At 72.3% G+C, this 20,325-nt stretch carries 20 protein-coding genes; 8 read left to right on the top strand and 12 right to left on the bottom strand.

Features of this window, described 5'->3' with window-relative positions; all coding sequences use genetic code 11:
* The first annotated feature begins 3 nt into the window (after positions 1 to 3).
* Positions 4 to 501, top strand: a complete 498-nt coding sequence (locus QOL16_RS04885; protein ID WP_253181530.1) for a GNAT family N-acetyltransferase — start codon at positions 4 to 6, stop codon at positions 499 to 501.
* On the opposite strand, the gene QOL16_RS04880 is transcribed toward QOL16_RS04885, so the two are convergent.
* Entirely contained in the window at positions 498 to 1,478 is a 981-nt protein-coding gene (locus QOL16_RS04880; RefSeq protein WP_065959648.1) for a general stress protein, read from the bottom strand. The two genes, QOL16_RS04885 and QOL16_RS04880, sit on opposite strands and share 4 nt — an antisense overlap.
* A 163-nt stretch (positions 1,479 to 1,641) precedes the next feature.
* Between QOL16_RS04880 and QOL16_RS04875 the strand changes: the two genes are divergently transcribed.
* Genes QOL16_RS04875 through QOL16_RS04860 form a run of 4 tightly spaced genes read left to right on the top strand, consistent with a single transcriptional unit; the run spans position 1,642 to position 5,565 of the window.
* Positions 1,642 to 2,961 carry a magnesium transporter MgtE N-terminal domain-containing protein gene (locus QOL16_RS04875; RefSeq protein ID WP_071283351.1) on the top strand — a complete coding sequence of 440 codons (1,320 nt, stop codon included), beginning with the start codon at positions 1,642 to 1,644 and terminating at the stop codon, positions 2,959 to 2,961.
* A complete protein-coding gene (locus QOL16_RS04870) occupies positions 2,945 to 3,508 on the top strand; it encodes a DUF1003 domain-containing protein (protein WP_171898697.1) in 564 nt (187 codons plus the stop codon). Before QOL16_RS04875 ends, QOL16_RS04870 begins: the two co-directional genes overlap by 17 nt.
* Positions 3,501 to 4,670 carry a P-loop NTPase gene (locus QOL16_RS04865; RefSeq protein WP_071283354.1) on the top strand — a complete coding sequence of 390 codons (1,170 nt, stop codon included), beginning with the start codon at positions 3,501 to 3,503 and terminating at the stop codon, positions 4,668 to 4,670. The genes QOL16_RS04870 and QOL16_RS04865 overlap by 8 nt, the downstream gene beginning before the upstream one ends.
* Positions 4,671 to 4,713: 43 nt before the next feature.
* Positions 4,714 to 5,565, top strand: coding sequence for a bifunctional 2-polyprenyl-6-hydroxyphenol methylase/3-demethylubiquinol 3-O-methyltransferase UbiG (locus QOL16_RS04860; RefSeq protein WP_071283357.1), 852 nt, complete (start codon positions 4,714 to 4,716; stop codon positions 5,563 to 5,565).
* A gap of 147 nt (positions 5,566 to 5,712) precedes the next feature.
* Here QOL16_RS04860 and QOL16_RS04855 read toward each other — a convergent pair whose 3' ends face one another.
* Positions 5,713 to 6,093 carry a twin-arginine translocase TatA/TatE family subunit gene (locus QOL16_RS04855; RefSeq protein ID WP_065959660.1) on the bottom strand — a complete coding sequence of 127 codons (381 nt, stop codon included), beginning with the start codon at positions 6,091 to 6,093 and terminating at the stop codon, positions 5,713 to 5,715.
* A 64-nt stretch (positions 6,094 to 6,157) separates the two neighbouring features.
* Here QOL16_RS04855 and QOL16_RS04850 point away from each other — a divergent pair, with 64 nt between their 5' ends.
* Positions 6,158 to 6,790, top strand: coding sequence for an O-methyltransferase (locus QOL16_RS04850; protein WP_065959663.1), 633 nt, complete (start codon positions 6,158 to 6,160; stop codon positions 6,788 to 6,790).
* Between the two features lie 168 nt (positions 6,791 to 6,958).
* Here the strand turns inward: QOL16_RS04850 and QOL16_RS04845 are convergent, their stop codons facing one another.
* Entirely contained in the window at positions 6,959 to 7,129 is a 171-nt protein-coding gene (locus QOL16_RS04845) for a DUF3117 domain-containing protein (protein ID WP_022905043.1), read from the bottom strand.
* Positions 7,130 to 7,256: 127 nt separating this feature from the next.
* Between QOL16_RS04845 and QOL16_RS04840 the strand changes: the two genes are divergently transcribed.
* Positions 7,257 to 8,495, top strand: a complete 1,239-nt coding sequence (locus tag QOL16_RS04840; protein WP_071249608.1) for an AI-2E family transporter — start codon at positions 7,257 to 7,259, stop codon at positions 8,493 to 8,495.
* On the opposite strand, the gene QOL16_RS04835 is transcribed toward QOL16_RS04840, so the two are convergent.
* Both QOL16_RS04835 and dapE read right to left on the bottom strand, forming a co-directional pair.
* Positions 8,474 to 9,712 carry a hypothetical protein gene (locus QOL16_RS04835; RefSeq protein ID WP_071283481.1) on the bottom strand — a complete coding sequence of 413 codons (1,239 nt, stop codon included), beginning with the start codon at positions 9,710 to 9,712 and terminating at the stop codon, positions 8,474 to 8,476. The two genes, QOL16_RS04840 and QOL16_RS04835, sit on opposite strands and share 22 nt — an antisense overlap.
* Positions 9,709 to 10,791, bottom strand: coding sequence for a succinyl-diaminopimelate desuccinylase (gene dapE / locus QOL16_RS04830; RefSeq protein ID WP_071283360.1), 1,083 nt, complete (start codon positions 10,789 to 10,791; stop codon positions 9,709 to 9,711). Before dapE ends, QOL16_RS04835 begins: the two co-directional genes overlap by 4 nt.
* Positions 10,792 to 10,992: 201 nt before the next feature.
* Between dapE and dapD the strand changes: the two genes are divergently transcribed.
* Positions 10,993 to 11,958 carry a 2,3,4,5-tetrahydropyridine-2,6-dicarboxylate N-succinyltransferase gene (dapD, locus tag QOL16_RS04825; protein ID WP_071283363.1) on the top strand — a complete coding sequence of 322 codons (966 nt, stop codon included), beginning with the start codon at positions 10,993 to 10,995 and terminating at the stop codon, positions 11,956 to 11,958.
* A gap of 168 nt (positions 11,959 to 12,126) precedes the next feature.
* Here dapD and QOL16_RS04820 read toward each other — a convergent pair whose 3' ends face one another.
* The 7 genes from QOL16_RS04820 to typA form a co-directional block, all read right to left on the bottom strand.
* Positions 12,127 to 13,425 (bottom strand): citrate synthase, encoded by a 1,299-nt coding sequence (locus tag QOL16_RS04820; protein WP_083394945.1) that lies wholly within the window; start codon positions 13,423 to 13,425, stop codon positions 12,127 to 12,129.
* Positions 13,426 to 13,620: 195 nt separating this feature from the next.
* The gene (gene dapC, locus QOL16_RS04815; protein WP_071283367.1) at positions 13,621 to 14,739 is read right to left on the bottom strand and encodes a succinyldiaminopimelate transaminase; all 1,119 of its coding nucleotides are present in this window, start codon (positions 14,737 to 14,739) and stop codon (positions 13,621 to 13,623) included.
* 14 nt (positions 14,740 to 14,753) lie between these two features.
* On the bottom strand, positions 14,754 to 15,071 hold the full coding sequence (fdxA, locus tag QOL16_RS04810; RefSeq protein WP_065959672.1) for a ferredoxin: 318 nt from the start codon (positions 15,069 to 15,071) through the stop codon (positions 14,754 to 14,756).
* Positions 15,072 to 15,108: 37 nt separating this feature from the next.
* Positions 15,109 to 16,302 carry a PIG-L family deacetylase gene (locus QOL16_RS04805; RefSeq protein WP_071283370.1) on the bottom strand — a complete coding sequence of 398 codons (1,194 nt, stop codon included), beginning with the start codon at positions 16,300 to 16,302 and terminating at the stop codon, positions 15,109 to 15,111.
* 19 nt (positions 16,303 to 16,321) lie between these two features.
* Positions 16,322 to 16,861 (bottom strand): hypothetical protein, encoded by a 540-nt coding sequence (locus QOL16_RS04800; RefSeq protein ID WP_071283373.1) that lies wholly within the window; start codon positions 16,859 to 16,861, stop codon positions 16,322 to 16,324.
* A gap of 118 nt (positions 16,862 to 16,979) precedes the next feature.
* Complete coding sequence (locus QOL16_RS04795) at positions 16,980 to 18,173, bottom strand: amidohydrolase (RefSeq protein ID WP_071283376.1); 1,194 nt, start codon at positions 18,171 to 18,173, stop codon at positions 16,980 to 16,982.
* 158 nt (positions 18,174 to 18,331) lie between these two features.
* Entirely contained in the window at positions 18,332 to 20,254 is a 1,923-nt protein-coding gene (gene typA, locus QOL16_RS04790) for a translational GTPase TypA (RefSeq protein ID WP_065959680.1), read from the bottom strand.
* Between the last annotated feature and the right edge of the window lie 71 nt (positions 20,255 to 20,325).

The following is a 20,325-nucleotide window of genomic DNA, read 5'->3' as shown; positions in this document are numbered from 1 at the left end:
GGCGTGACCACGCCCGAGGCCCCCACCGACACGACGCCCTCCGACCGCCCCACGATCACCATCGACGTGGAGCACTTCGACTCTCCCGACGCCCAGCGCCTCCGGGCCGCGCAGCGTCTCGAGATCGACCGTGCGTACGGCGGGGACACCGAACCGGGCGAGAAGCCGACCGCCGACTCGATCGCGGTCTTCTTCCTCGCCCGGGACGAGGACGGCACGCCCCTCGGCTGCGGTGGCCTGCGCATCGTGCAGGACGGCGTCGCCGAGGTGAAGCGCATGTACGTGCGGCCGGAGTCCCGCGGCGCCGGCGTCTCGACGGCGATCCTGCGGCGCCTCGAGGAAGCCGCGATCGACCTCGGTTCGCCGGCCCTCGTGCTCGAGACCGGCGACGAGCAGAAGCGCGCGATCGGCTTCTACGAGCGCGAGGGCTTCTCGCGCATCGCCCAGTTCGGCCCGTACGTCGGTGCCGCCCGGTCGATCTGCTACTCGAAGGTGCTCTAGCCCCGACGCTCCTGGTCGGCTGCGCCGTCGCCGTCCTCGGGACGTGCGGGCTCGGTCGGCGCCGGTCCGGTGACGCGCTCCCCGTACTGCGGCGGCTCGTCGGGTCGGGACTGCGGACCGCGCGGGTCGGCGGGCTGGCGAGCAGGCGCGGTCCCGGCGGTCTCGCCGTAGCGCGGGCCGTCGTTCGTGCCGTACCGCGGGCCGTCGTTCGTGCCGTACCGCGGGCCGTCGTTCGTGCCGTACCGCGGGCCGTCGTTCGTCCCGTACCGTGGCGCGTCCTGGCCGGGCGCCCCGCCCTGGGGCGCTCCCGTCTGCTGGCCGCTGGCCGACGTCCCGGGCTGCTGCGCGCCTCCCGGCTGGTGGGGTGTGGCGTGCCCGCCGTAGGGCGATCCCTGGGACGGGCCCGGACGCCAGGGCTGCTGCCCCTGCAGGGGGCGGGGCTGGGTGCCCTGCGGACCGGACGGCGCCTCGTTCCAGTGCGTGGACGGCGTCGCGCCGTGCTGCCCGAGGATCCGCTGCGCCTGCCCCGTCAGCTGCGGGTCCACGACGATCTGGTAGTTCGTGGCGAGCACCTGGTGCACGCTCGTGAAGTCGCGCTGCCGCTTCGTGATCGCGAACGAGACGATGCCGTAGAGCATGCCGAACGCCGCACCGATGATCGCGGCGGCGAAGATGAGGCCGCCCGCGCTCGGCGAGAACAGCGTCAGCACGATGCCGAGGAAGAACCCGAGCCAGAGGCCCGACAGCGCGCCGGCGATGGCGGCACGACCGTAGGTCATCTTGCCGGTGACGCGCTCGACCGTCTTGAGGTCGTTGCCGACGATCGCGATCTTCGCCACCGGGAAGTCCGCCTCGGCGAGCTTCGCGACGACGCGCTGGGCGTCGGGGTAGCTGTCGTAGGTGCCGAGGACGTCTCCGCGCGGGAGCGTCGGGAAGGCCTGGGCGGTGCGTCCGGCGAACGGGCTCTGGTTGCTCACCCAGCCATCATCCACCGGGCACCTTGCGATCGCACGTGCACCTCCCGGGAGACACCCGGACGAGCGCAGGACCCCGGCCACCACCGCAGCCGCATCTGCGTCTCCTCAGGCCCGTCCCCCGCCGCTGCCGCGGCTCCCCGGCACGAGCGGCTACGCTGGCCGGGTGAGCGCCACGAAGGTCTTCGTCGCCCGCCTCGCCGGGTGCTCCGTCTTCGACCCCGCGGGCGACCGCGTGGGTCGCGTCCGGGACGTCCTGGTCGTCTACCGTCGCGTCGACCCTCCCCATGTGGTCGGCCTGATCGTCGAGGTCCCCGGCAAGCGTCGGATCTTCGTGAGCATCGGCCGCATCACCTCCATGGGCGCCGGACAGGTCATCACGACCGGTCTGGTGAACATGCGTCGCTTCGAGCAGCGCGGCGGCGAGGTCCGTGTCATCGCCGAGATGCTCGGCCGCAAGGTCCTCATCAAGAAGGAGCGCATCCGCGCCACGATCGAGGACGTCGCGATCGAGGACCGCGGGCAGGGCGACTGGGAGGTCTCGCAGCTCTTCCTCCGCAAGCCGAAGACGACCCCGTCGCCGTTCGGCAAGGGTCCGACGACGTTCTCGACCTGGAACGAGGTCACCGAGGACGAGCTCCCCGGTGAGGCCCAGTCCGCCGAGCACGTCATCGCGGCGTACTCCGACCTGGTCCCGGCCGACCTCGCGTCGACCCTGCTCGACCTGCCCGAGGAGCGCCGGTTCGAGGTGGCCGAGGAGCTGCCCGACGACCGGCTCGCCGACGTGCTCGAGGAGATGCCCGACCAGGAGCGCATCGCCATCCTGACCCGCCTCGAGGACGCCCGCGCCGCGGACGTGCTCGACCAGATGCAGCCCGACGACGCCGCCGACGTGCTCGCCCAGTTCCCGGACGACCGCAGCGAAGCCCTCCTCCAGCTCATGGAGCCCGAGGAGGCGCAGGACGTCCGCATGCTGCTCGAGTACGAGCCGGACACCGCGGGTGGTCTCATGACGACCGAGCCGGTGATCGTCTCGGCCGACGCGACCGTGGCCGAGGGACTCGCACTCATCCGTCGGCACGAGCTCGCTCCGGCGCTCGGTGCGAGCGTGTGCGTCACGCTGCCGCCGTACGAGCCGCCGACCGGCCGGTTCCTGGGCCTCGTGCACTTCCAGCGGATGCTCCGGTACCCGCCGAACGAACGGCTCGGCACGCTCATCGACCAGCAGACCGAACCGGTGCGGGTCGACGCCAGCGCCGCCGAGGTCACGCGCGTCATGGCGACCTACAACCTCGTGTCCGTCCCCGTGGTCGACGACGCCCACCGTCTCGTCGGGGTGGTGACGATCGACGATGTCCTCGACCACGTCCTGCCGGACGACTGGCGAAGTCGGGGCGAGGGGGACTCCCCCTCGCGACTCCGCCAACGCCCGCGCAAGACGCCCGTGACGACGGGAAGGAGGACCACCCGTGGCCCGAACGGATGACGCACGACAGGTGCGGCTCGACTCGCCCAAGGGCATGCGCACGCGCGTGCTCCCGACCCGCCGACGTGGCCGCGGGGACACCTTCGGTCGCGCGACCGAGGGCATTGCACGTGCAATGGGAACACCCTGGTTCCTCGTCGGCCTGACGGTGTTCTGTGCCGTCTGGATGATCTACAACACGGTCGCACCGCCGAAGTGGCAGTTCGACTCGGCGGCGATCGGCTTCACCGCGCTGACCCTCGTGCTGTCGCTCCAGGCCTCGTACGCCGCGCCGCTCATCCTGCTCGCGCAGAACCGCCAGGACGACCGCGACCGCGTGCAGTTCGAGCAGGACCGGCAGCGCGCCGAGCGCAACCTCGCCGACACCGAGTACCTCGCCCGCGAGGTCGTCGCCCTCCGGCTCGCCATGCGCGACATGGCGTCGAAGGACTTCATCCGCGCCGAGATCCGGTCGCTGCTCGAGGAACTCGACCGGCGCGACGCCGACGACGCAGCGGTGCACGGCAGGGCCGAGGCCGACGAGGCCGGCCGGACCGGTCGTGGCTGACCCCGCCGACCGGCACGAGGACGACGAACGGCTGGGCGCGGCGGTCCTCGCTGCGCTCGGCCGCGTCCTCGACCCCGAGATACGCCGACCCGTCACCGAGCTCGACATGATCCGCGGTGTCGACGTGCAGCCGGGAGGCACGGTGCGCGTCGACCTGCAGCTCACGATCGTCGGGTGCCCGGCCGCCGACACGATCGAGCGGGACGTGCGCGCGGCCGCCGGTTCGGTCGACGGCGTCGCCGCCGTCGACGTCGACGTCTCCGTCATGTCGCCCGCGCAGCGCGCAGCGCTCACCGAACGGCTGCGGGGCGACCGCCCGCGCGGCGTGCAGTTCACCCCGGACTCGCTGACCCGGGTGATCGCCGTGACGAGCGGCAAGGGCGGGGTCGGCAAGTCCACCGTCACCGTGAACCTCGCGGTGGCCCTCGCCGCCGCCGGACAGCGGGTCGGTGTGGTCGACGTCGACGTGCACGGCTTCAGCGTCCCCGGGCTGATGGGCCTGACCGACGCGGACGGCGTCGCACCCCGACCGACCCGGGTCGACAGCATGATCCTGCCGCCGGTCGCGCACGACGTGAAGGTCGTCTCGATCGGCATGTTCGTCGACGACGTCTCGACCGCGGTGTCCTGGCGCGGACCGATGCTGCACCGCACGGTCGCCCAGTTCCTCACCGACGTGTGGTTCGGCGACCTCGACGTGCTCCTGCTCGACCTGCCGCCCGGGACCGGCGACGTCGCGATCTCGGTCGGGCAGCTGCTCCCGCACGCCGAGGTCATCGTCGTCACCACCCCGCAGGCCGCCGCGGCGGACGTCGCCGAGCGGAGCGGCGTCGTCGCGCGTCAGACCGGGCAGCGGGTGATCGGCGTGGTCGAGAACATGGCCGGGCTCGTGCAGCCCGACGGCAGCGTCCTGCACCTGTTCGGCGAGGGCGGCGGCGACGAGACCGCGGCACGTCTGTCGCGCGGGCAGGACGTCCCGGTGCCGGTGCTCGGCCGCGTGCCGCTGTCGGTGCCGCTCCGGGAGGGCGGGGACACCGGTGTGCCGGTCGTCCTCGGCGCCCCGGAGGACCCCGCGGCCCGCGCGCTCCGGGAGGTCGCGGAGACGATCACCACGATGGGGCGCGGCCTCGCGGGGCGGAAGCTCGGGTTGACGCTCTCCTGAGCACGGCTCGCGGACCGCTCCCGTCTCCCGCTACCGTGGCGGCATGAGCAACACCGACCACGTCACCGTCGACTGGGACGCCGCCCGCGACGCCAACCGAGCGAACTGGGACGACCGGGTACCGATCCACGAGGGTGCCTACGACGTCGCAGCGCTGGACGACCCCGGCCACCGCTCCGACGTCGTGCGCGACGACCTGCCGGTGCTGGCGCGCTGGCTGCCGTCCGGCTCGCTGGACGGCCTCGACGTCTGCCACCTGCAGTGCCACATCGGCACCGACACGGTCTCGCTCGCGCGCGAGGGCGCCCGTGTCACCGGGGTCGACTTCTCCGCGCCCGCGCTCGCCTCCGGTGCGGCGCTCGCGGAGCGGCTCGGGCTCGACGTCACGTGGGTGGAGTCCGACGTGCTCGACGCCCGCGCGGCCGTCACGGGCGACTTCGACGTCGTCTACACGAGCATCGGCACGATCTGCTGGCTCGACGACCTCGACCGCTGGGCGGCGCAGGTCGCCGCGCTCCTGCGCCCCGGCGGCGTGTTCTTCATCCGCGACGGCCACCCGGCGCTGTACGCGGTCGACGAGACCGCGTCCGAGCTCGTCACGCGGTACCGGTACTTCCCGGACGGCACCGCGCAGCAGTGGGAGGGCGCGGGCACCTACGCCGGCGAGGGCACCGTCGCGAACACCCGCACGTACGAGTGGCCACACCCGCTGTCCGAGGTCGTGAACGCGCTGCTCGGGGCCGGCCTCCGACTGCGGCTCCTCGACGAGGGCCGGACGCTCCCGTGGCGCTTCAGCCCGCGGATGGAGGAGGACGGCAACGGCTCGTGGGTCTGGCCTGCGGCGGACCGCGACCGCATGCCGACGACGTTCACGGTCGTCGCGACCAGGGACTGACGGACGGGAGGCGCGGTGCGGGCCGGCACCGCGCCTCCCGTCCGTCAGCGGGGCACGTCGCGGCCGTGGGCCGCTCGTCGGACCCTGGGGCTCGTGAGCCGCGCGTCGGCCCGTCAGCAGGGCGTCGGGTCCGTCAGCCGTGAGGGGTCAGGTCGCCTCGGCGTCGAAGGGGGCGGGCTCGCCCGCGGCGAGCGGGACGACGGGTGCCGTCGCGCGGACACGCGACGCGGTGACCTGCGCGGTCTCGACCGCCGCCATCCCACCCGCGGTCGTGCCGCCGGAGTCGAGCAGCGCGTCGCGGATGATCCGCCGCGGGTCGTACTGGCGCGGGTCGAGCTTCTGCCAGTCGACGTCGTCGAACTCGGGGCCCATCTCCTCGCGCATCCGGTCCTTCGCGGTGTCCGCGAACCGGCGGACCGCCTTGACGAACTCCGCGAGCTTCTGCGCGTACATCGGCAACCGCTGCGGGCCGAGGAGCAGCACCGCGATGATCCCGATGATCAGGATCTTGTTGAAGTCGATGGACACGCAAACGAGCGTAACCCGTCCCACTGCGCCGCACCCGTAGAGTTGTCCTCCGAACGGAGTGTGCGTGTCAGAGAAAGAGTCGAACTGGAAGTTCACCGAGGACCTCGTCTCGGAGCCCGAGGTGATCGCCCGGGCGCGTGAGCACTCCCTGGAACTCGGGGTCGAGGCGATCTCCCCCGCCATCGGCGCCCAGATCGCCGTGGTGTCCGCTGCCTCGCGTGCGACGGCGATGATCGAGATCGGCACCGGGCTCGGCGTCTCCGGGCTGTACCTGCTCGCCGGGGCCCCGGACGCGACCCTCACCACGATCGACGTCGAGGTGGACCACCAGCAGTACGCCCGCGACGCGTACATCGCCGCCGGCACCGCCCCCGCCCGGATCCGGCTCATCCCCGGCCGTGCGAACCAGGTGCTCCCGCGCATGAACGAGGCGTCGTACGACGTCGTGCTCGTCGACGCCGACCCCGAGCACGTGATCGAGTACGTCGAGCACGGGCTCCGGCTCGCCCGTGTCGGCGGCACCGTGCTCGTCCCGCACGCACTGTGGCGCGGTCGCGTGGCCGACCCGGTGCGCCGGGACCGGGCGACGACGGACTTCCGGCTGCTGCTCACCGAGGTGTCGACCTCGGGCGCGGTGCGGAGTGCGCTCTCCCCCGCCGGGGACGGGCTGCTGCAGATGACGAAGGTGTCCGCGTAGCGGTCCGCGCCTGAGCGCTGCCGCGTTCTCGAGCGCGGCCGCTTCGTCGAGCGCGTCCGCTTCGTCGAGCGCGGCCGCTTCGTCGGGCGCGTCCGCCCGGCCTCCCGCAGACGACGACAGGCCCGGAGCGTACGTGCTCCGGGCCTGTCGACGTGGTGCTTCGACGGACTATGCCGAGACGACCTCGGCGAGTGCGTCGTGGAGTTCCTTGGCCTCGGCGTCGTTGACCGAGACCACCAGGCGGCCTCCACCTTCGAGCGGAACCCGCACGACGATGAGTCGACCCTCCTTGACAGCCTCCATCGGCCCGTCACCGGTCCTCGGCTTCATCGCTGCCATCAGATGTCCCCTTTCGCGCAGTACATGCCTGGCCATTATCCCGTATCGAGGGGCGAACTGCGAAACCGCCCAGGTTGGGGGTGTCGGATCGCCGCTGTCGTTCGGCTCCCGTGCGTACGCTGCGCGGATGCCGTTCATCCGCTCCACGCGCAGTGCACGCCCCCTCGACCCCGCCGTCGAGGCCGTCCCGGCGGGCATGCGCACCGCGGGCGCCTTCTCGTGGCGGTTCCTCGTCGTGCTCGCCGCGCTGGCCGTCGTCGTCGCGTTCGTGGTGCTCCTGCAGGACATCGTCGTGCCGTTCTGCATCGGGCTGCTGCTCTGCGCGTTGCTCGCGCCGATGTCAGCGTTCCTGCAACGGCACCGGTGGCCGAAGTGGCTCGCGGTGCTCTCGTGCTTCCTCGCGGTCGCCGTCGTGATCGCTGTCCTCGCGCTCGTCGTCACCGCGCAGATCCGGTACGACCTGCCGTCGCTCGAGCGTCGACTGCACCACACCGCGGACTCGCTCCAGTCGCTGCTGAACACCGAGCCGTTCGGCATCACGTCGTCGCAGGTCGACAAGTGGATCTCGCAGGGCACCGACTTCATCGAGAAGCACGCCTCGTCGATCCTCTCCGGGTTCCAGGCCGCGGGACTCGGCGTCGTGCACGCGCTCGAGGGGCTGTTCATCGTGGTCTTCACGACGCTGTTCGTGCTCATCGACGGGAAGCGCATCTGGGCGTGGGTCGTCCGGCTGTTCCCCCGTCGCGCCCGTGCCCGCATCGACGTGGCCGGGAACGCCGGGTGGAAGACCCTGACGAGCTTCATCCGCGTGCAGCTCGTGGTCGCGGTCACGGACGCGCTCGGCATCGTGATCGGTGCGCTCGCCCTGCAGCTCCCGCTCGCGATCCCGATCGGTGTCGTGGTGTTCCTCGGTGCGTTCGTCCCCGTCGTCGGTGCGATCGTCGGCGGCACGGTGGCCGTCGTGATCGCGCTCGTCTTCAGCGGCTGGGTGCCGGCGCTGGTGATGCTCGGCATCGTCGTGGTCGTGCAGCAGCTGGAGAGCCACGTCCTGCACCCGTTCCTCACCGGCAGCGCCGTGAAGGTGCACCCGCTCGGCGTCGTGCTCGGCGTCACCGCGGGCACGACCATCGCCGGCGTGGTCGGCGCGTTCTTCGCGGTGCCGTTCATCGCCACCGTGAACGCGATGGTCACCGCCGCGGCCGCGTGGAAGCCCGACGGCACCGGGCCCGACGGCGCCGGCTCGGTCGGCGCGGGCTCGGTCGGCGCGGGGTCGGACGGCACCGGGCCGGACGGCGCGGTGCTCCCCGGCGGGGCGTCGTCGGACTCAGCGGCGGGGGCCGCCGATCACGGCGGGGTCCAGTCGTAGCCGTCGACCCACCAGCAGTAGTACAACCAGGTCCACTGCAGCCCGAGGCAGACCGCCACGAGGAGGACCCGGTACACCCGCGACCGCGGCAGCGCGACGATCCCGAGCAGGGGCGCGATCGGCAGCAGGATGCGCCACGTGCTCGACTGCGGGAAGAACACCGCGAGCAGGTAGACCAGGTACGCCACGGCCCACAGCCGCAGCTCCAGACCGATGCGCCGCGCGGCGGGCTGGAACACGAAGACCGCGAACCCGACGAGCACGAGCGCGAGCAGGACCCCGCCCACCGGCTGCCGGAACCACCAGCCGAAGCCCTGCACCCACGGCGCGAAGGGCACGAGTTCGCCCCACCCGATGTACGACGACCGCCAGGCGAGCTCGGTGTCGGTGTAGGCCTTCGGCATCCCGGTGACGGCCCAGGCGATCGCCGGCCACGCCAGGCCGACCAGACCGGACACCACGGCCACGACGAGCGGCGGCAGCGCGCCCCTCAGGGTCGGGCGATCCGGCTCCCGCACCCACGCGGGACGGACGGCCCACACCACCAGGAAGAGCCCGACCGCGAGGGCGAAGGCGAGCCCCGTCGGTCGGGTCATGCCGAGCAGGAGCACGACGGGCAGCATCGTCCACCAGCGCCGGTCGACCATGAGCAGCAGCGCGACGACGAGCAGGAACAGGCCCATCGCCTCGGCGTACGCGACCTGGAAGACCGCGGACACCGGCGCGACGCAGAACAGCACCGTCGCGAAGGTCGCGCGCGGGTCGTCGAGGAACCGACCGACCAGTCGCCGGAACACCAGGGCGGCACCCCACCCGGCGACGAGCGACACCGAGACCGCGACGGCCTCGAACGACGCACCGGTCAGGAGCATGAGCCCACGGACCAGGAACGGGTACGCGGGCATGAACGCCCACGCGTTCTCGGTCACGTGCCCGGCGGCGTCGACCGGCAGCACGGAGGGGTAGCCGCCCGTCGCGATCACCCGGTACCAGGCGCCGTCCCAGATCGACGCGAAGGACAGGTACGACGGGTGCGCCGCGGTGAACGAGTTCGCGGCCTGCACGCTCGCGAACGCGAGCAGCATCGCACCGGTGACGAGCCGTGCGGCGACGTACACGACGGTGATCCGCACCCACCAGGGCGCGGCGCGGTAGCGGGCACGCCAGCGCGCACCGCTCCGGGGTCCCGCGAGGGTCCGCGCGGGACCGGTGGTCACGCCGTCAGCCACCGCCGCAGACCGTCCTCGACCGCGGTGATCTGGTCGACGGGGACCTGCTCGTCGTCGTGGTGGGCGAAGACCGGCTCACCCGGGCCGTAGTTCACGGCGGGGACGCCGAGCGCCGAGAACCGGGCGACGTCCGTCCAGCCGTACTTCGGGCGCGGAGCCGGTCCGCCGACGGCCGCGACGAAGTCCTGCGCCAGCGGGGCGTCGAGACCGGGACGGGCGCCCGCGGCGAGGTCGACGATCTGCACGTCGTACCCGTCGAAGAGCTCGCGGATGTGCGCCACGGCCTCGTCGGCGCTGCGCGAGGGCGCGAACCGGTAGTTGACGTGGACCATCGCCTCGTCGGGGATGACGTTGCCGGCGATGCCGCCGGAGATCCCGACCGCGTTGAGGCCCTCGCGGTACTCGAGCCCGTCGACCGTCACGGTGTGGGGCTCGTACGCGGCGAGCGTCGCGAGGATCGGCGCGGTCTTGTGGATCGCGTTCTCGCCGATCCAGCTCCGGGCGCTGTGCGAGCGCTTGCCGAACGTCCGGACCTCGGCCCGGAGGTTGCCGTTGCAGCCGCCCTCGATCTGGGCGCCCGACGGCTCCCCCAGGATCGCGAAGTCGCCGGCGAGGAGTTCCGGGCGGGTGCGGGCGAGCCGACCGAGGCCGTTCAGGGAGTCGCTCACTTCCTCGTGGTCGTAGAAGACCCACGTGACGTCGACGGACGGTGCGACGAGGTCGTGCGCGAGCTTGAGCTGCACACCGACCCCGGCCTTCATGTCGACCGTGCCGCGGCCCCACAGGATCTCGGTGCCGTCGTCGGTGGTGCGGAACTCGGTCGGCAGGTTGCCGTTCAGCGGCACGGTGTCGATGTGCCCGGCGATGACGACCCGACGGTCGCGCCCGAGGTCCGTCCTCGCCACGATCGCGTCACCGTCGCGGACCACGTCGAGGTGCGTCATCGGGGCGAGCGTCGCCTCGATCGCGTCGGCCAGGCGGCCTTCGTTGCCGGACACCGACTCGATGTCGCAGATGGCACGCGTGATGTCGATGGACGAGGCGGTGAGGTCGAGCAGCTCCGGCATGCGGGCAGCCTACCGGCCGGGCCCTCCCGGTCCCGTGGACGACGGCGAACCTGTGGAGCACCGCAGTCCCGTCCACAGGCGCCGCAGCCCCGGCGACGGGCGCCACGGTCCCGGCCGCAGGCACCGCGATCCCGGCCGCAGGCACCGCGGTCCGGACCGCCCGGACGGTCGCCCGTCGCGGGCGCTCGCTACCCTTGTCCGGTGACCGAGACGACCTCCACCGCGCAGCCCACCCACGCCTGGGGCCACGGCCTGGCGACGATCGCCGCCGACGGCACGATCCTCGACACCTGGTACCCGGAGACGCACCTCGGCGCCCTGCCGTCCGCCGCCGCCGTCCCCGCCGACCTCCTCGCGCACGTCGGCGAGGACCCGCGCCGCGAGGTCCGCACCGAGGTCGTCACGACCGCCGTCGCGATCGACGACGCCCCCGCGAGCACCCCCGACGCGTACCTCCGGCTGCACCTGCTGAGCCACCTGCACGTCCGCCCGAACGCGGTCAACCTCGACGGCGTCTTCGCGCACCTGCCGATCGTCGCGTGGACGAACGCCGGACCGGTGCACCCCGACGCGCTCGTCCGGCTCCGTCCGACGCTGCAGCGCGCCGGCATCGCGGTGCACGCGGTCGACAAGTTCCCCCGTCTGCTCGACTACGTCGTCCCCGAACGGGTCCGGATCGCCGACGCCTCGCGGGTCCGTCTCGGCGCGCACCTCGCCCCGGGCACGACCGTCATGCACGAGGGCTTCGTGAACTTCAACGCGGGCACGCTCGGCGACGCGATGGTCGAGGGCCGGATCAGCCAGGGCGTCGTCGTCGGACACGGGACGGACATCGGCGGCGGTGCGTCGATCATGGGCACGCTGTCCGGCGGCGGCACGCACCGGGTGTCCCTCGGTGAGCGGGCCCTGCTCGGCGCGAACGCCGGTCTCGGGATCTCGCTCGGCGACGACTCCGTGGTCGAGGCGGGGCTCTACGTCACGGCCGGCACCAAGGTCGTGCTCGTCGGAGCCGCCCCGGCACCCGACGGGACCGCCCGCACCGTGAAGGCTGCCGAGCTCTCAGGCGTCCCGAACGTGCTGTTCCGCCGCAACTCGCTCACGGGCGCGGTCGAAGCCCTGCAGCGCAAGGGCAAGGGCATCCAGCTGAACACCGCGCTGCACGCGTAGCCGCCCGCGCCTCCGCGCCTGGAACCGGGCCTGACCGGCCGAACCGGGCGGATGGGAGGAACGGGCGGAGCGTCGGACGGGAGGCGCGGTGCCAGTCCGCACCGCGCCTCCCGTCCGACGCCACTCGCGGGACGCGAGCGGGCCTTCCGCCCGGACCGGGGCCGCGCGTCAGCGCGCCGGCAGGTCCCGCTCCGGGTGCCCCACGTACAGCTGCTGCGGGCGTCCGATCTTGTTCTGCGGGTCGTTGTTCAGCTCACGCCACTGTGCGATCCAGCCGGGCAGCCGCCCGATGGCGAACAGCACGGTGAACATCCGCGGCGGGAAGCCCATCGCCCGGTAGATGATGCCGGTGTAGAAGTCGACGTTCGGGTAGAGCCGGCGGCTGACGAAGTACTCGTCCTCGAGCGCGATCTGCTCGAGCTCCATCGCGATGTCGAGCAGGTCGTCCTGCACGCCGAGCGACTGGAGCACCTCGTGCGCGGACTCCTTGACGAGCTTCGCGCGCGGATCGTAGTTCTTGTAGACGCGGTGCCCGAAGCCCATGAGCTTCACCCCGCGCTCCTTGTTCTTCACCCGCTCGACGAAGCGCGACACCGGCTCGCCGGAGTCCTTGATCTGCTGGAGCATCTCGAGCACGGCCTCGTTCGCACCGCCGTGCAGCGGCCCGTAGAGCGCGTTGATGCCCGCCGAGATCGACGCGAACATGTTGGCCTTCGTCGAGCCGACGAGTCGCACCGTCGAGGTCGAGGCGTTCTGCTCGTGGTCCTCGTGCAGGATGAGCAGCCGCTCGAGCGCCTTCGACAGCACCGGGTTCGGCACGTAGGTCTCGGCCATGGTGCCGAAGTTCAGGCGGAGGAAGTTGTCGACGAACGACAGCGAGTTGTCCGGGTACAGGAAGGCCTGCCCGATCGCCTTCTTGTGCGCGTACGCCGCGATGACGGGGAGCTTGGCGAGGAGCCGGACGGTCTGGAGCTCGACCTTCTCGGGGTCGTCGACGTCCATGTCGTCCTCGTAGTACGTCGACAGCGCACTGACCGCGCTGGACAGCACCGACATCGGGTGCGCCGAGTGCGGGAGCGCGTCGAACAGGCGACGGAGGTCCTCGTGCAGCAGTGTGTGGCGACGGATCCGCGCGTCGAAGGACGCGAGCTCGTCGGGCGTGGGGAGCTCACCGTAGATGAGCAGCCAGGCGACCTCGAGGTAGGTGCAGCCGGAGGCGACCTGGTCGATCGGGTACCCGCGGTAGCGCAGAATCCCCTCGTCGCCGTCGATGAACGTGATGGCGCTGCGGGTGGCCCCGGTGTTGACGAAGCCGTAGTCGAGCGTGTTCAGCCCGGTCTGCTTCTTGAGCGACGAGATGTCGATCGCCGACGCCCCGTCGACGCTCGGCAGGATCGGGAACTCCGCCGTTCCCCCCGGGAACGTCAGCGTCGCGGTCTCCGTCGACTCGGCGGCGCCCGGGCTCACGGGGACGGGCGTGGTGGGCGGTGTGGCCGTCTTCTGAGCGTCGTTGGCAGTGTCAGTCACGACGACAGCCTAATCGCGGCCACTGTCGGTCGTGCACCATCCGGGGGCCCGGAATTGGTGGGAACCGCGGATTGTGCACGGAACGCCCGGCGGTGCGGAGCCCGCGGACCGGCCGGGAGGCGCGGCGGACGCCCGTCAGGACGCGGACAGTCGCCGCGTGCTCGCCAGCCGCTGCGCGGCCGCCGCGATCCGGTCGTCGGTCGCCGTGAGCGCGATCCGCACGTGCTCCGCACCCGCCGGGCCGTAGAACGTGCCCGGGGCGACGAGGATGCCGCGGTCGGCGAGCCACCCCACCGTGTCGAGCGCGGGTTCGCCGCGGGTGGCCCAGAGGTACAGGCCGGCCTCGCTGTGGTCGATGCGGAAGCCCGCCCCGTCGAGTGCCCGTCGGAGCATGTTCCGGCGGTTCCGGTAGCGCGCCTTCTGCTGCTGCACGTGCGTCTCGTCGGCGAGGGCGACGACCATCGCCTGCTGCACCGGCAGCGGCGGCATCATCCCGGTGTGCTTGCGGACGGCCAGGACCTCGGCGAGCAGCACGGCGTCCCCGGCGACGAAGGCGGCACGGTAGCCCGCGAGGTTCGACTGCTTCGACAGCGAGTAGACGGCGAGGACGCCGTCGACCGAGTCGCCGACGACCCGCGGGTCGAGGATCGACGGGGTCGGGGCGGTGTCGTACGGCGGCTCCCACCCGAGTTCGGCGTAGCACTCGTCCCCGACGACCACGGCACCGAGCTCGCGGGCCCGGGTGACGGCGGCGCGGAGCTGCTCGACGGACAGGACGCGGCCGTCCGGGTTGCCGGGCGAGTTCAGCCACACGAGCTTCGTCGTCGCCGGCCACGCGGCGGGGTCGTCGGACGCCAGTGCCTCGGCGCGGACGAGTGCGGCGCCGAGTTCGTAGGTCGGGTAGGCGGCCTCGGGGAACACCACGGTGTCGCCCGGACCGACGCCGAGCCACAGCGCGAGCCCGGCGATGAACTCCTTCGAGCCGATCGTCGGCAGGACCTGCTCCGGCGTCAGGGCGATCCCCTGTCGGCGTCCGTACCAGTCCGCGATCGCCTCGCGCAGGGCCGGGGTACCGGCGACCTGCGGGTACGCGTGCGCGTCGGTGGCCTCGGCGAGGGCCGTCCGGACCACCGCGGGCGTCGGGTCGACGGGCGAGCCGACGCTGAGGTCGACGATGCCGCCCTCGTACGCCGCGGCGCGCTGCTTGAACGGGACGAGCTGGTCCCAGGGGAAGTCGGGGAGGTCGAGCGCCACGTGCTGCCCCGGGCTCAGCCGCGCGGGGGCTCGGCGAGGACCACGGGGTGGTCCTTGTGGATCACGCCGACCTTGGCGGCGCCGCCGGGCGAGCCGACCTCGTCGAAGAACTCGACGTTGGCCTTGTAGTAGTCGGCCCACTGGTCGGGCAGGTCGTCCTCGTAGTAGATCGCCTCGACGGGGCAGACGGGCTCGCAGGCCCCGCAGTCCACGCACTCGTCGGGGTGGATGTAGAGCGACCGGTCACCCTCGTAGATGCAGTCGACCGGGCATTCGTCGATGCAGGCGCGGTCCTTGACGTCGACACAGGGCTGGGCGATCACGTAGGTCACGGTGCGGGTGCTCCCTTCGGACTGAGCGAACCCGAGTCTACTCGCGGGGCGCCGAGGCCCCTGACCGCGCCGCACGGAGGCCGGACAGGTCCGGCCACGCGAGCGTGAACGCAGCGATGACCGCCGGCGCGAACGTCCACACGTAGCCGGCGAGGTTCTGCGGGACCAGGGGCGAGGACGGTCCGGCGACCGACGAGAGCACCTGGGTCGCGACCATGACCGCGATCCCGGCCGCGGCGACCATCGCCCGCGACCGGTAGAGCAGGCGGAGCCCGACGAGCAACCCGACCACCATGAGCGTCGTGATGACGGTGCCGACCGGGAAGCCGCCGAGGGTCTGCTGGTGGGTCACGGTGCCGAGCGCACCCGCGACGAGTCCGAGCACCGTGGCGACGACCACCGCGGCGGCCTTTCCCTGCCGGGACATCTCGGCGAAGGTCTGCGGTGCCTGCGGCACGGGGTCGGCGTCGTGCCGGTACGCCTCGACCGCGGGGGCGTGCTGCCGCTCGCCGTGGGGCATCACCCAGCTGAGCGCGCGAGGCTGCTCCGGGTCGGCCGGGTCGACGGTGACCTGCGACCGGTACTGCTCGAGCGCCGCACGCACCTTCGCCCGCACGGGCAGGACGTCGACGGTGAGGTCGACCTCGGCGGACCCGGGGTCGACGATCATCGAGAACGGGACCTCCTCGGCACGGGCCGCGTACCGCGCCGCGTGGTGCACCCGCACGTGGTCGGGGTGCCCGTACCCGCCGTCGTCGGCGTAGCTCACGACCGCGTCGGCCCCGGTCGACCGGATGGCGGCGCGCACGTCGTCGACGACCTCGCCGAGGTCCGCGGCGGTGAGCGAGTCGGCCGGTGCGTCGTCGGCCGCGACGGCGCGACCGTCCGCGCCCCACTGCATGCCCGAGTCGCCGTACCGCCGGTGCGGCAGGTCGGTCGGACGGGCACCCGGTCCGCCGAGCCACAGGTGCGCCGGGCCGCCGAGGGCGGCGAGGGCCGCGGCGATCTCGGTCTCGCGGTGCGCGGCCACGCGGGCACCGTCGCCGACGATCGACGCGAGCTCGGGGACGAGCACCTCGCCCCGTTCCCCGCGCGTGGCGGTCAGGACGGTGACCTCGGCGCCGAGCTCGAGCAGCGTCGCGATGGTGCCGCCCGACACGAGGGTCTCGTCGTCGGGGTGGGCGTGCACGAAGAGGACGCGCTCGGGGCGCGTGGCGGGGACCTTGGACATCGTCCCCCAGGCTACTTCGCTAGCGCGGGGTCACGATGTACGTCGCCGTGACGCCGTCGCCTGTCTGCGAGAACGTCAGGACCACGCGGTACGCGTCGCTCCGGAACATGCCGAACGCGCTCGACGCGTCCGCCCGCTTCGCCGACTCGGTGTACCCGGCGTCCGCGAGGCGTTGCGCGGCCACCGTGAAGTCGTCGACCGAGGCGACCCGGACCTGCGCGACCCACCCGGACCCGTCGGGGCCGGAACCGCCGCCGAGCACCGTGCCGTCGACGAGCGGGACCTGGGCGGTCGGGAACCCGTCGGGCAGCTTGCCGTCCGAGGTGACACCCGTGCCCTTGAGCGCCGTGTCGAGCGCGCCGTCGATGCCGCCGGCCACCGAGGACATGCCGTCCTGGATCGCCCCGCCGTCGATGCCCTGCACGGTCTCGCTCACGTTCGACGCGACGGACGAGCCGAGGTCGGTCGCCTGCCGCACCGCGTCGGCGGAGCAGCCGGTCAGACCGGCGAGGGCGATGCCCGCCGTGACGGCGGCGATCAGGGTTCGTGACGTTCGCATGCGGTCACCCTAGGACGACTGCCGGGAGGCCCGGCGTGCGTCCCCTGGGAAGCCGCCGGTCCGCCCCGTGGTCACGACCACGACAACGCGCCGGCGCAGCGGGCACCCCGCCCGTCGGTCAGGACAGGTGGGCACGGGTCGCCGCCACGAGGGCGTCGACCCCGACCGGGATCGCGGTCTCGGCCTGCGGCGCGTAGAACGGCGAGTGGTTGCTCGGCACGTCGGCCCCGCTCCGGAACAGCTCGGGGTCGGTGATGCCCGTGAACCAGTACACGAGCGGCGCACCGGCGGCGGTGGCGAGCTGACCGACGTCCTCCGACGCCATCGCCAGCCCGATCTCGAGGTCGCGCGCGTCCGGGACCACCCCGTGCAGGGACTCGAGCACGCGTGCTGCGGCGTCGGCGTCGTTCACGGTGACCTCGGCGCCCGGGGCACGCTCGATCGTCGGGGCGGGCAGCCCGCCGGCGTCGCTCTCGGCACGCACGATCCGCTCGATCGAGGCGATGATCCGCTCGCGGGTCTCCTCGTTGCGGGCCCGGGTCGAGATCTCGATCACGGCCTGGTCCGGGATGATGTTCGGCCGGGTGCCGGCGTGGAAGCTGCCGACCGTGACGACCCCGGCGTCCGACGGGGACACCTCGCGCGAGACGACGGTCTGCAACCGCACGACGGCGCTGGCCGCGGTGACGATCGGGTCGAGGGACGCCTGCGGTGCCGAGCCGTGCGCGCCGCGACCGTTGAACGTGATCGTCAGGCGGTCGCTCGACGCCATCACCGGGCCGGAGCCGACCGCGACGACGCCCACCGGGGCCGGCGCGGAGTGCTGCCCGAGCACGACGTCGGGCGTCGGGAAGCGGTCGACGAGCCCGTCCTCGATCATCGCGCGGGCACCGGAGATGACCTCTTCTGCGGGCTGGAAGACCGCGACGACGGTGCCGTGCCAGTCCGCACGGGTGGCGACGAGCCGCTCGAGCGCGCCGAGCAGCCACGTCACGTGGATGTCGTGGCCGCAGGCGTGCATGGTCGGGACGTCGTTGCCCTCGTCGTCGCGACCGGTGTGCTCGCTCGCGTAGGCCAGCCCGGTGCGCTCCTGCACGGGCAGGCCGTCCATGTCGGCACGGAGCCAGACGACCGGGCCGTCACCGTTCGACAGCACGCCGACGACGCCCGTGCCGCCGACGCCCGTCGTGACCTCGAGCCCGCCGATCTCGGCGAGGCGGTCGGCCACGACGCCGGCCGTCCGGTGCTCCTGGAAGCCGAGCTCCGGGTGGGCGTGCAGGTCCTGGTACAGCGAGAGCAGATCGAGGGTCACCCGTCCACCGTAACCCCGGACACCGACGGCAGGACCACCGACGGCGACACCACCGGGGGCGGGGACGCCGACGGCCCGGCCACCTCGACGAGGTGACCGGGCCGTCGGACGGAGGGCGTGCCTCCCGGCTGCTGCCGTGTCGCTGACGCGACCTGCCGCTACGCGTCCTGGCGCTTGAGGCGGGCGTAGGCGCGCTGGCGTGCCTGCGCGTCGAGCTCGACCTTGCGGATGCGGACGGCGTCGGGGGTGACCTCGACGCACTCGTCCTCGCGCGCGAACTCCAGGCACTCCTCGAGGGAGAGCTGGCGCGACGGCGTCATCGACTCGAAGGAGTCGGCGTTCGCCGAACGCATGTTCGTGAGCTTCTTCTCCTTGGTGATGTTCACGTCCATGTCGTCGGCGCGCGAGTTCTCGCCGATGACCATGCCCTCGTAGACCTCCTCGGTCGGGTTGACGAAGAACGTCATCCGCTCCTGGAGGTTCGTGATGGCGAACGGCGTGACGACACCCGAGCGGTCGGACACGATCGAGCCGTTGATGCGGGTCTGGATCGGGCCGGCCCAGTCGTCGTAGCCGTGCGAGATCGCGTTGGCGATGCCGGTGCCGCGGGTCTCGGTGAGGAACGACGTGCGGAAGCCGATGAGACCACGCGACGGCACGATGAACTCCATGCGGATCCAGCCGGTGCCGTGGTTCGTCATGTTCTCCATGCGACCCTTGCGCGCGGCCATGAGCTGCGTGATCGCGCCGAGGTGCTCCTCCGGCGTGTCGATCGTCATGTGCTCGTAGGGCTCCTGGAGCTTGCCGTTCTCGTCACGACGCGTGACGACCTGCGGCTTGCCCACGGTGAGCTCGAAGCCCTCGCGGCGCATCTGCTCGACCAGGATGGCCAGCGCCAGCTCACCGCGGCCCTGCACCTCCCAGGCGTCCGGACGACCGATGTCGAGGACCTTGAGCGAGACGTTGCCGACGAGCTCGCGGTCGAGGCGCTCCTTGACCATGCGGGCGGTGAGCTTGTGGCCCTTCACCTTGCCGACGAGCGGGCTGGTGTTCGTGCCGATCGTCATCGAGATCGCCGGGTCATCGACCGTGATGGTCGGCAACGGGCGGACGTCCTCGGGGTCGCTCAGGGTCTCACCGATGGTGATGGTGTCGAAGCCGGCGACGGCGACGATGTCACCGGGGCCCGCGGACTCGGCCGGGTAGCGGTCGAGCGCCTTCGTGATGAGCAGCTCGGTGATGCGGGCGTTCGCGACGGTGCCGTCGTGCTTCACCCAGGCCACGGTCTGGCCCTTCTTCATCGTGCCGTGGAAGATGCGCAGCAGCGCGAGGCGGCCGAGGAACGGCGAGGCGTCGAGGTTCGTGACGTGCGCCTGCAGGGGGTGCTCGTCGTCGTACTTCGGGGCCGGGACGTGCTGCAGGATCGCCTCGAACAGCGGCTCGAGGTCGTCGTTGTCCGGCAGGGTGCCGTCCTCGGGCTTGTTGCGCGACGCGGCGCCGGCGCGACCGGAGGCGTAGACCACCGGCACGTCGAGGATCGCGTCGAGGTCGAGGTCGTCGACCTCGTCCGCGAGGTCCGACGCCAGGCCGAGCAGCAGGTCCTGCGACTCGGAGACGACCTCGTCGATGCGGGAGTCCGGGCGGTCCGTCTTGTTGACGAGCAGGATCACCGGGAGCTTGGCGGCGAGCGCCTTGCGGAGCACGAAGCGCGTCTGGGGCAGCGGGCCCTCGGACGCGTCGACGAGCAGCACGACACCGTCGACCATGGAGAGGCCGCGCTCGACCTCGCCACCGAAGTCGGCGTGGCCGGGGGTGTCGATCACGTTGATCGTGATCGGGCCGCCGTCGCCGAACTCCTTCGCGTGCACCCCGTTGTAGAGCACCGAGGTGTTCTTCGCGAGGATGGTGATGCCCTTCTCGCGCTCGAGGTCGTTCGAGTCCATCATGCGGTCTTCGCCCTCGAAGTGGGCGTCGAACGAGTTGGTCTGCGTGAGCATCGCGTCGACGAGGGTGGTCTTGCCGTGGTCGACGTGTGCCACGATGGCGACGTTGCGCAGGTCGGACCGGGTGGCGAGCGCCATACAGGACATCCTTCAAGATCTTTTGGAGAGGGTCGGGGCTGCAGCCTTCCGGCGCCACACCCGCGGGCAGA

The sequence above is a fragment of the Curtobacterium sp. MCBA15_004 genome, from assembly GCF_001865055.2.
In the GTDB taxonomy this organism is placed as follows: domain Bacteria; phylum Actinomycetota; class Actinomycetes; order Actinomycetales; family Microbacteriaceae; genus Curtobacterium.
Note: the sequence above shows the minus strand (reverse complement) of the source record. Positions and strands in the feature narration are given on the sequence as shown.

What these genes read in the sequence shown, in the direction of transcription:
- QOL16_RS04860 (WP_071283357.1), top strand. Translation starts at nt 4,714, where the DNA reads ATGAGCAACACCGACCACGTCACCGTCGACTGGGACGCCGCCCGCGAC.
- dapE (WP_071283360.1), bottom strand. Translation starts at nt 10,791, where the DNA reads ATGCCGGAGCTGCTCGACCTCACCGCCTCGTCCATCGACATCACGCGT.
- QOL16_RS04805 (WP_071283370.1), bottom strand. Translation starts at nt 16,302, where the DNA reads ATGTCCAAGGTCCCCGCCACGCGCCCCGAGCGCGTCCTCTTCGTGCAC.
- QOL16_RS04800 (WP_071283373.1), bottom strand. Translation starts at nt 16,861, where the DNA reads ATGCGAACGTCACGAACCCTGATCGCCGCCGTCACGGCGGGCATCGCC.
- typA (WP_065959680.1), bottom strand. Translation starts at nt 20,254, where the DNA reads ATGGCGCTCGCCACCCGGTCCGACCTGCGCAACGTCGCCATCGTGGCA.
- QOL16_RS04845 (WP_022905043.1), bottom strand. Translation starts at nt 7,129, where the DNA reads ATGGCAGCGATGAAGCCGAGGACCGGTGACGGGCCGATGGAGGCTGTC.
- QOL16_RS04840 (WP_071249608.1), top strand. Translation starts at nt 7,257, where the DNA reads ATGCCGTTCATCCGCTCCACGCGCAGTGCACGCCCCCTCGACCCCGCC.